This is a genomic window from uncultured Marinobacter sp., assembly GCF_963974375.1.
Lineage (GTDB): Bacteria > Pseudomonadota > Gammaproteobacteria > Pseudomonadales > Oleiphilaceae > Marinobacter.
The window spans coordinates 1-10,145 of the sequence record NZ_CAXBDN010000157.1 but is presented as its reverse complement, the minus strand read 5'-3'; the positions used below and the strand labels follow the sequence as shown (position 1 = coordinate 10,145).

The 10,145-nt window shown below is 57.5% G+C and carries 7 protein-coding genes; 2 read left to right on the top strand and 5 right to left on the bottom strand.

All coding sequences use genetic code 11. The features are described from left to right. Positions 1-2,598, top strand: a 2,598-nt coding sequence (locus tag AAC035_RS13460; RefSeq protein WP_339805012.1) for an error-prone DNA polymerase, incomplete at its 5' end; no start/stop codon positions are given. An 85-nt stretch (positions 2,599-2,683) separates the two neighbouring features. Here AAC035_RS13460 and AAC035_RS13455 read toward each other — a convergent pair. The 4 genes from AAC035_RS13455 to dbpA all read right to left on the bottom strand — a co-directional run bounded on the left by AAC035_RS13455 (position 2,684) and on the right by dbpA (position 7,693). Then, complete coding sequence (locus tag AAC035_RS13455; RefSeq protein ID WP_339805010.1) at positions 2,684-4,006, bottom strand: sodium ion-translocating decarboxylase subunit beta; 1,323 nt, start codon at positions 4,004-4,006, stop codon at positions 2,684-2,686. A 13-nt stretch (positions 4,007-4,019) separates the two neighbouring features. Next, positions 4,020-5,807 (bottom strand): sodium-extruding oxaloacetate decarboxylase subunit alpha, encoded by a 1,788-nt coding sequence (gene oadA, locus AAC035_RS13450; RefSeq protein ID WP_339805008.1) that lies wholly within the window; start codon positions 5,805-5,807, stop codon positions 4,020-4,022. A gap of 42 nt (positions 5,808-5,849) precedes the next feature. Beyond that, positions 5,850-6,101 carry an OadG family transporter subunit gene (locus AAC035_RS13445; RefSeq protein WP_339805006.1) on the bottom strand — a complete coding sequence of 84 codons (252 nt, stop codon included), beginning with the start codon at positions 6,099-6,101 and terminating at the stop codon, positions 5,850-5,852. Between the two features lie 215 nt (positions 6,102-6,316). Beyond that, entirely contained in the window at positions 6,317-7,693 is a 1,377-nt protein-coding gene (gene dbpA / locus AAC035_RS13440; protein ID WP_339805004.1) for an ATP-dependent RNA helicase DbpA, read from the bottom strand. A gap of 130 nt (positions 7,694-7,823) precedes the next feature. Here dbpA and AAC035_RS13435 point away from each other — a divergent pair, with 130 nt between their 5' ends. Beyond that, the gene (locus AAC035_RS13435; protein ID WP_339805003.1) at positions 7,824-8,363 is read left to right on the top strand and encodes a DUF2058 domain-containing protein; all 540 of its coding nucleotides are present in this window, start codon (positions 7,824-7,826) and stop codon (positions 8,361-8,363) included. 51 nt (positions 8,364-8,414) lie between these two features. On the opposite strand, the gene AAC035_RS13430 is transcribed toward AAC035_RS13435, so the two are convergent. Further along, positions 8,415-9,839 carry an alpha/beta hydrolase gene (locus AAC035_RS13430; protein WP_339805002.1) on the bottom strand — a complete coding sequence of 475 codons (1,425 nt, stop codon included), beginning with the start codon at positions 9,837-9,839 and terminating at the stop codon, positions 8,415-8,417. Between the last annotated feature and the right edge of the window lie 306 nt (positions 9,840-10,145).

Here is a 10,145-nt window from a genome sequence, read left to right as displayed (position 1 = left end):
CTTGCCGACCGGCTCGGGCTTCCAGTGGTGGCCACCGGACAGGTGCATATGCATCATCGGGAGCGCCAGCCCCTGCAGGATGTGCTGACCGCCCTGCGCCACCACTCCAGCGTTGACCAGGCCGGCCTGCGGTTATTCCAGAACGCTGAACGCTACCTGCGGCCACCGGAAGTGTTGCAACGACTGTATCCGAGGGCCTGGCTGGAGCAGACTCTGGTTATTGCACAACACTGCACCTTCACCCCGGGGGAACTGCGCTACGAATACCCCGACGATCTGGTGCCGGAAGGCCTCAGTCCTGTCGACTGGCTGGCACAACTGACCCGGGAAGGTGAACAGCGGCGTTTCCCGCAAGGTACGCCCTCAGCGGTTCAGGCCCTGATAGAGAAAGAACTGACCCTGATCCGTGAGCTGCACTACGAGTACTATTTCCTGACCATTCACGACATTGTCCGGTTTGCCCGTAGCCGCAGCATTCTCTGCCAGGGCCGGGGTTCAGCGGCCAACTCGGCAGTGTGCTATTGCCTTGGCATTACCGAGGTCAATCCGGCCCGGGTACAGCTGTTATTCGAGCGCTTTATCTCCAGAGAACGTGACGAGCCGCCGGACATTGACGTGGACTTTGAACACGAGCGACGGGAAGAGGTCATCCAGTACATCTATCAGCGCTACGGCCGGGAACGTGCGGCCCTGGCCGCCACCGTCATTCGTTACCGCCCCCGCAGTGCCATCCGTGATGTCGGCAAAGCCCTGGGGTTTGACCCCGCACTGGTGGAACAATTGCTGAGTGGCATCGACTGGCGCGACCGGGAAACCGACTGGCGACAGCAGATTCTGGACAAGGGCCTGACCCGGAACCCGGCGGTGGCCAACCAGTTTTTTACCCTGGTAAACAGCCTGCTGGGTTTTCCCCGCCACCTGTCCCAGCATGTGGGTGGCTTTGTCATCAGTGCCGGCCCGCTAAGCGAACTGGTACCCACTGAAAACGCCGCCATGGCAGACCGTACGGTGATTCAGTGGGACAAAGAGGACCTGGAAAGCCTGGGACTGATGAAAGTGGACATTCTGGCACTGGGCATGCTGACCGCGATCCGCAAGGCGCTGGATCTGATCAGTGATGAAAAAGGCCAGCCTTTCACCCTGCAGGATATCCCCGAAGAAGATCCGGAAACCTACCAGATGCTCCGCCAGGGCGACAGCATTGGCGTGTTCCAGGTGGAATCCCGCGCCCAGATCAATATGCTGCCACGGCTGAAACCCGAAACCTATTATGACCTGGTCATCCAGGTTGCCATTGTGCGCCCGGGGCCGATCCAGGGCGACATGGTCCACCCCTACCTGAAGCGCAAGGCTGGCCTGGAACCGGTGAGCTATCCGAGCCCGGAGATTCAGGGGGTCCTGGAGCGCACCCTGGGCGTTCCCATCTTCCAGGAGCAGGCCATAAAGCTGGCCATGGTGGCCGCCAACTTTTCCGCCGGCGAAGCGGACAGGTTGCGTCGGGCCATGGCGGCCTGGAAATCCCACGGGGACCTCACCTCTTTCCGGGACAAGCTGGTCAATGGCATGCTGGACAACGGCCACGATGCCGAGTTTGCGGAACGGCTGTACCAGCAGATTTGCGGTTTCGGGGGTTACGGTTTTCCGGAATCCCATGCCGCCAGCTTTGCCCTGCTGGTGTACACCTCGGCCTGGATCAAACGACATTTCCCGCCGGCGTTCTATTGCGCCCTGCTGAACAGTCAGCCCATGGGATTCTACAGCGCCTCCCAACTGGTACAGGACGCCCGCCGCCATGGCGTTACCGTGCTACCGGTGGACGTTAATCATAGCGACTGGCATCACACGCTGGCAGGCAGCCAGAAGCCCCTGCGCCTGGGCCTTCGACAAATCCGCGGGCTTGCTCGCAAAAGCGCAGAACGATTACTGGAGCAGCGGCCAGCACAGGGGTTTCACTCTGCAACCGACCTGCGCCAACGGACCGGGCTGGGCCAGAAAGAGCTGGAACTGCTGGCCGGCGCCGGCGCCTTTGCGACCATCAGCGGTCATCGCCACCAGACTTACTGGCAGCTACTGGAGCAACCGGAAACCACTCCCCTGTGGGTCACAGAAGCAGTCCGCCAGAGCTACCAGGACCCGACAGCGCCAGTCGACCTGACAGAAATCCAGTTAGCAGCCCCCGGCGAAGGCCAGGACGTATTGGCGGACTACGCAACCCAGGGCCTGTCGCTGGGCCGCCACCCCCTGGCATTGCTGCGGGAACAGGGCCACCTCGCCAACTGCCTGAATGCCGAGCAGCTTCTTGGCGTCAGGCCGGGACAGCCGGTGCAGGTGGCGGGTCTGGTCACCGGGCGCCAACGGCCCGGCTCAGCCTCTGGTGTTACCTTTGTGACCCTGGAAGACGAGACCGGCAACATCAATGTGGTGGTCTGGCTGGCCACCGCCCGCCGCCAGCGCAAGCCGCTGATCACCGCCCGCCTGCTGCATGTCAAAGGCGTGATTGAGCGCGAAGGTGACATCATTCATCTGATGGCCGGCAAATTGACTGACCTCAGCCATCTGATTCACACCCTTCCGGTCAGCTCACGGGATTTTCATTGAAAACAATCGCTCATCAACGCCATCGCCAAACGCAAAAACCCCGGCCAGCTAACGCTGACCGGGGTTTTTGATTACCCAGAGATGATCAGGTCAGAAGCTTGATCATCACGCCGGCGGCAACGGCAGAGCCGATAACACCCGCGACGTTCGGGCCCATGGCGTGCATCAGCAGGAAGTTCTGCGGATTCGCTTCCAGGCCAACCTTGTTGGAGACCCTGGCTGCCATCGGCACCGCAGATACACCCGCGGACCCGATCAGCGGGTTGATGGGTTCTTTGACGAAGGCATTCATCAATTTCGCCATCAACACACCGCACGCTGTACCCACCGCAAACGCTACGATACCCAGCACAAGAATACCCAGGGTCTGAGCATCAAGGAAGCTCTCCGCCATCAGCTTGGAGCCTACGGACAAGCCCAGGAAGATGGTGACAATGTTGATCATCGCGTTCTGTGCTGTGTCGCTCAGACGCTCAACCACACCACACTCGCGCATCAGGTTACCGAAGCAGAATGCACCCAGCAGAGGCGCAGCATCCGGCAGGAACAAGGCCACCAGAACCAATACCACGATGGGAAACACGATCTTCTCGCGCTTACCCACTGGCCGCAGTTGGGACATCTTGATCGCACGCTCTTTCTGACTGGTCAGCGCTTTCATGATCGGGGGCTGAATCATCGGCACCAGCGCCATGTAGGCGTAGGCCGATACCGCGATCGCACCCAACAGATGCGGTGCCAGAACGCTTGATACATAGATCGAGGTAGGACCATCCGCGCCACCGATGATACCGATCGCAGCGGCTTCCAGGATGGTGAAATCCAGAATACCGGCCCAGTCCAGCAAGGCGGCGCCCAGAACAGTACCAAAGATACCGAACTGAGCCGCTGCACCCAGCAGCAGGGTTTTCGGGTTCGCCAGCAGCGGTCCGAAATCCGTCATGGCACCGACACCGATAAAGATCAGCAGGGGCCCCACCGTACTACCGATAACCACGGTATAAAAATTATACAACATACCGTTGGAATAGCCCTGATCCTGGGCGACCAGGTTCGTCATATGGACAGTTACCGCGCTGGCTTCCTTGTAAGCAGCCCTGAATGCATCTACCACCTCCGGCGTTACCACCTGACCAGCCTGATAACTCACGTCCAGAGTGCCAGCGAGCGCCGCCAGCACGTCCGGTCTTGCAAAGTGAATCGCATTCTGCGCCGCAGACAAGGCAAGCCCTGCCTCCGGTATATTGGCCAGCAAGCCGCCGAAACCAATCGGCACCAGCAATAGCGGCTCAAACCCTTTGCGGATGGCCAGAAACAGCAGTCCCAGGCAGATGAAAAGCATTATCACCTGACCGATTTCGATATTGAACAGGCCACTGCCTGTCCAGAGCGTTAGTAGTTTTTCCATGGAATACCGGCCCTTATGCGATTGTCAGCATTTCATCATCAACGGCGACAGTGTCACCGACCTTGATGAAAATTTCACCGACGGTGCCGGCCTTGTTTGCACGAACTTCTGTTTCCATTTTCATGGCTTCCAGAATGATCAGCACATCGCCTTCTTCGACCTGGTCACCCGGGGATACATCGATTCTCCAGATGTTGCCACTCAGCGGCGCCAGCACAGGCTCGCCATCACCGGCAGCAGGTGCAGCAGATGCGGGCTGAGCCGCTCCAGCAGCAGCGCCCTTGCTTTCAATCTGGCTGATCTCACCACCTTCGGCCACAGCAACAACGTACTCTTTACCGTTCACTTCAACGGTGTAGGTCTCCGGTCCTGTCGCCTTCTTGCCCGGCGCCGCCACGTCTTCCGCGGAGGGAACCGGCTCGAACGCCTCAGGATTGTCGCGGTTTTCCAGGAATTTCAGGCCAATCTGCGGAAACAGGGCGTAGGTCAGAACATCATCGACTTCCTGCTCTGCCAGCTTGATGCCTTTTTCTTCCGCCAGCTTTTTCAGCTCGTCGGTAAGCTTGTCCATTTCCGGCTCGATGTTGTCAGCCGGGCGGCAGGTGATGGCTTCTTTGCCATCCAGAACCCGCTCCTGCAATTCCTTGTTAAACGGCGCCGGCGCTGAACCGTACTCGCCTTTCAGAATGGCAGAGGTTTCCTTGGAAATGGACTTGTAACGCTCGCCGGTCAGTACGTTCAGTACCGCCTGGGTGCCGACAATCTGGGAGGTCGGGGTCACCAGCGGAATAAAGCCCAGATCCTCGCGAACCTTGGGAATTTCGGCCAGTACCTGGTCGAACTTGTCGCCGGCGTTCTGCTCACGGAGCTGGCTTTCCATATTGGTCAGCATACCGCCAGGCACCTGGGCAATCAGGATGCGGGAGTCGACACCCTTGAGGCTGCCTTCAAACTTCGCGTACTTCTTGCGCACTTCACGGAAGTACCCCGCAATTTCTTCGAGCAGGTTCAGGTCGAGGCCGGTATCACGGTCGGTGCCTTCAAGAATGGCAACCACCGCCTCTGTGGGGCTGTGGCCATAGGTCATGGACATGGAAGAAATGGCCGTGTCCACGTTATCAATGCCGGCTTCGGCGGCCTTCAGTGCAGTGGCTGTCGACATACCGGTGGTGGCGTGACACTGCATGTGGATGGGGACACTGAGTTCTTTCTTCAGCCGCGTCACCAGCTCAAAAGCCACATAGGGCTTGAGCAGGCCAGCCATGTCCTTGATGGCAATGGATTCCGCGCCCATGGACTCCACTTCTTTAGCCATGTCGACCCACATATCGATGGTGTGGACCGGGCTGGTGGTATAGGCGATGGTACCCTGGGCATGCTTGCCTGTTTTCAGTACGGCCTTGATGGCGGTTTCCAGATTGCGCGGATCGTTCATCGCATCAAAAATCCGGAACACGTCTACGCCGTTTGCTGCGGCACGATCACAAAACCGCTCGACAACATCATCCGCATAATGGCGGTAGCCCAAAAGATTCTGACCACGCAGCAACATTTGCTGAGGGGTGTTGGGCATGGCCTTTTTCAGCTGGCGAATACGATCCCAGGGATCTTCGCCCAGGTAACGGATGCAGGCATCAAATGTTGCCCCACCCCAGGATTCCAGAGACCAGAAACCGACTTTGTCGAGTTTCTCGGCAATGGGCAGCATGTCGTCCAGCCGCATTCGGGTGGCGAGCAGGGACTGGTGGGCGTCACGCAGGATAACGTCCGTAATCCCCAGCGGTTTCTTTGAATCAGTCATCGTGTCAGCCTTCTGTTTAAAGGTTCTAATTCGTCAGCCTGGTCACTTCTTGTGGCGTGACCGGAATTGTGCAATCGCCTTTTTGATGGCCTCGGCAGTGTCGGGGTCAACCGACGCCGGCGCCTTTTTTGGCTTGGCACGTGGCGTTTTCGCCGGGGTCACCGGCTCTGGCGCAAACCGGGTAACGACCTTTGACATGGCAATGGTTGCGAACACAAGAATAACCAGGAACGCAAACACAAAACCCATACCTGCGATCATCAGCTCAACGGCTTGAGACATTAGCTCACTCATACAATCCGCTACCTGTATTAGTTGGGCGATTTTCCCCGAATCCGTTCGTCCAACTTAGTGGCGCTTCGGTATTCGGAGGGCAAAATCCTGCGTAATTTACCGTTTTATTCATAGGTGAGCAACCAAACGGATGCCTCTGACACCGCAAATTTTCTGGCACGGGCAAGAATCAATGGGCAAAACCACCTACCACTGATGTTCCTTGCGCCAACAGCTCAGACCCTTCTGACCCTGAATCGGCGTCCCTTGATTTTACCGTGTTCCAGACACTGAAACGCCTGTTTTGATACAGCGGAATCGACGGCGACAAAACTCTGAAATTCCTGAATATTGATTCGCCCGATCTGGTCCCCGGCCAGCCCGCCCTCACCGGTCAGTGCTCCGAGAATATCTCCGGGACGGACCTTATCCTTGCGCCCACCCGCAATACAGATAGTGACCATCGGCGGATAGAAGGGCTGTTCCGGCTGGTCGATCAACGCCTGGGCAGACTGAGTTTTCAGCGGTTCACCCCGGGCCTGCTCAAGCTGAACGATCTTGTGCGCCTTGGCCGGTGTAAAGAATGTGACCGCCAGTCCCCTGGCCCCGGCACGGCCGGTCCGGCCGATTCGGTGGGTGTGGGTTTCCGGGGTCCGGGCCGGCTCCAGATTGACCACCAGAGGCAGGTCTTCGATATCAAGGCCTCTCGCCGCCACATCGGTCGCCACCAGCAATGAACAGCTCCGGTTCGAGAAACGAATCAACACCTGATCCCGATCCTTCTGATCCAGATCGCCGTGCAGTGGCAAGGCACTGAAGCCGCGCTGGCCAAGACCGCTGGCAACTTCGTCACAGTCCTTGCGGGTGCCGCAAAATACAATACAACTGGCCGGCTGCTCCCGGGACAGCAGGCCTACCAGCGCGTCCAGTTCCGCACCCCGGGGAACCTCGTAGAACTGCTCTTCAATGGCGGCGGTTTCCTGGGCGGACTCAGCCACGGTCACTTCTGCCGGATTACTCTGGAAACGCCCGCTGAGCTCACGAATGCTGTCCGGCCAGGTTGCCGAAAACATCAGGGTCTGACGGTCTTTCGGGCAGTGGCTGATGATGGCCTCGATAGCATCACGGAAGCCCATATCCAGCATCCGGTCCGCTTCATCCAGAACCAGCATGTTGACACCCCGCAGCGACAGCGTCTGCTTGTCGAGGTGGTCCTGAATACGACCCGGGGTACCGACGATGATATGGGCACCATGCTCCAGCGAGCCGATCTGCGGCCCCAGGGGCACACCTCCGCACAACGTCAGTACTTTTACATTCGGATGGGCACGGGCCAGCTCACGGATCGCCCGTGCCACCTGGTCGGCCAGCTCACGGGTGGGACAAAGAACGAGAGACTGCACCACAAAACGGCGCACATTGAGCTTCTCGATCATCCCGATCCCGAAGGCCGCTGTTTTCCCGGAACCGGTTTTGGCCATGCCGATCACGTCCTTGCCCGATAACACCAGTGGCAAGGCTTCCCGCTGAATGGGTGTTGGTTCAGTAAACCCCAGAGTGGCGAGGTTATCGGTCATGGCTTTGGAAAGGCCGGGCAAGGAAAATGACGACATGAAAAGAATCCGGAGGGGTATCTGGGGGTTTGCGGCGGGCGCCGGTAACCACTTGGCAATTAAGCCCGTATACTACAACAATTACACATGAAATTCAGAACTGAAAGACAGGATTAAAGCGACCTCTATTATGGCATCACTTCAGGATCAATTGCTCAAGGCCGGCCTGGCCGATGAAAAAAAACTCCGGGCCATGCAGAAAGAGAAAAAGAAACAACGCAAGCAGCAGCCCAAGGGCACCGTGCAGCCGGATGAGACCAAACTGCGCGTACAACAGGCGCGGGAAGAAAAGGCCGAACGGGATCGCCAGCTGAACCAGCAGCGCAATGCCGACGCCCAGCGCAAGGCCATTGGCGCCCAGATCCGTCAGTTGGTGGAAACCAATCGCCTGAACCGCAGCCGTTGCGACACCGATTATCAGTTTGTCCACGACAAGAAAATCAAGAAGATCCTGGTAGACAACACCATGGCGGATCAGCTATCCCGTGGCCGTCTGGCGATTGTGTTTGTCAATGAGGCTTACGAGGTGGTGCCGGAAGCAGTGGCCACCAAAATCATGGAACGGGATGCCGCTGCGGTGGTGGTGCTGCATGAACGCAATCAGCAGACCGAAAAGGATGAAGACGATCCTTATGCGGGGTATGAGATCCCGGATGATTTGATGTGGTAAAAAAAGGCAGGGCCGCAGCCCTGCCTTTTCACTACTGGACGGACTTTTTTATTACTCTGGCGCGCTACAGGCCGGCAGAGCTGGACGCTCAGGCCCTGTAAACTGACAGCCGTAATCGGCGTCGGCTACAACCGCTGCGTCAAGTACATCGTCCCCGGCAGGCTTGGTCCCAGTCTCAACCCACACAAGGAAATCGGTAAGAGCCGCTGTGATTTCATCGCCAGAGAAATCACAATGGCTGGGTGCTCTGATCGCACGCTGCACCAGCATGTCTTCATTCCCGTTCGCAATCGCACCTTCACGATACAGCTGCTGTCCACGGAAAGGCACGTAGAAATCGCCCAGCGTATGCATGGTCAGAACCGGTACCGAGAAATCACCTTTGACTTCCGGAAGCCAGCGAACTCCGTCGTTTCTCAGGGGGTTGGCATCAGGATCAGCCTCCACCCTGGAAATGGCTTCGTTAAACGCAATCTCGTCTGCCGTAGGCGTATCACCCGTGGTCCAGCGATACGTTACGTCCGTGTTGTCGTAGGCCTCTTTGGCAAGAATGCCATTGATGGTGCCATCACGGCCACCGGTGCCAAGCACCGCACCCTGCCACACAGGATTACGGAACCCGTATTCGCGGAAGATCGGACGCTCACCACCGGTCAGGATGGTGGCAATATCAAGAAGGCGCTCGCCATTCTCGTTGGCGGGTATCCAGGTTGAAGCCCCGGATTCGTTCAGCTCAAACAGTGAAGCCACAATGGAAGGCGTGAGCGTTTCGAAGTACTCATAGGGAATACTGCCAAAACCGGCAAGCTGCTGGGCTACACGGTTGTAATCGCCAAGCCACTGGAACTGGAATTGCTCGGCCTGGCACAGCGGCATGGCACCGGAATATTCCACCCGGTACTGCGCTTGTTCAATATTTTCCCGGTCCACAGCCGCTGCGGCGATATGGCCACCCATAGAGACACCGGAAATCAGCCGTTCAGTGATTTCCCCGGGCTCGGCACTCCAGTCTGCAGCAATGTAATCCATCAGCTCCAGAGCGAGCTTGTTGGTGTCTTCAATACCGGCTCTTACATCGTAGAAGTTGGCAGAGTAGGAAGACGCGGCCCAGGCATAGCCGGCAGCCAGTGCGGTTGCCCGGAATGCTGCGTTGGGAACCGTTCGCGGCACGGTCTCACCCTCGCCGGCATAACCATGGGTGTACATGATAACGCCACCATTCCATTCTGCCGGAAATTCGGCGGTATAGACTGCAGGGCCCTGAATACCGTCATAGTCACCGTAGTAGGCAGTGGCACCAGGTAGAGCATCGAAGGAAAGGTCCGCCGGGAGAACAAATTCTCTCTCATCATGCTCTCGGGAGACCTGTGCGACGTCATCGCCCGAGTCATTGCTACTGCTACCGCCGCAACCAACCAGCATCAGGCCACTTAAAGTGACGGCTGTCATCGCGAGTGTCAGTTTGTTCTTGTTCAAGGTAAACCTCCGACTTTCATTATTTTTGTGTTGCTGACAAGCAATTCCGCATGGCGGAATATTGTTTTGTACAAGCCCCATAATTAAAGAGGAGGAAAGTTCGTTCTGCTAATACCTGAGATACTGACATTTGCAATATGTGGACACTCGAGTATTTATTGAGAATTTATCCACATTTGCTTTAACGCATTCCGCATAAAGGGTGAATTTTCTGGGTAATGGGGTATATCAGAGACAGGATTTAGGGAGGGCACAACGCAGAACGCCCCAGCAGGAGGGGTGCTCCGGACTGAGGCGTTCAACTTG

Coding starts and splice junctions, on each gene's coding strand:
- AAC035_RS13455 (WP_339805010.1), bottom strand. CDS start 4,006: ATGGAAAAACTACTAACGCTCTGGACAGGCAGTGGCCTGTTCAATATC.
- oadA (WP_339805008.1), bottom strand. CDS start 5,807: ATGACTGATTCAAAGAAACCGCTGGGGATTACGGACGTTATCCTGCGT.
- AAC035_RS13445 (WP_339805006.1), bottom strand. CDS start 6,101: ATGAGTGAGCTAATGTCTCAAGCCGTTGAGCTGATGATCGCAGGTATG.
- dbpA (WP_339805004.1), bottom strand. CDS start 7,693: ATGTCGTCATTTTCCTTGCCCGGCCTTTCCAAAGCCATGACCGATAAC.
- AAC035_RS13435 (WP_339805003.1), top strand. CDS start 7,824: ATGGCATCACTTCAGGATCAATTGCTCAAGGCCGGCCTGGCCGATGAA.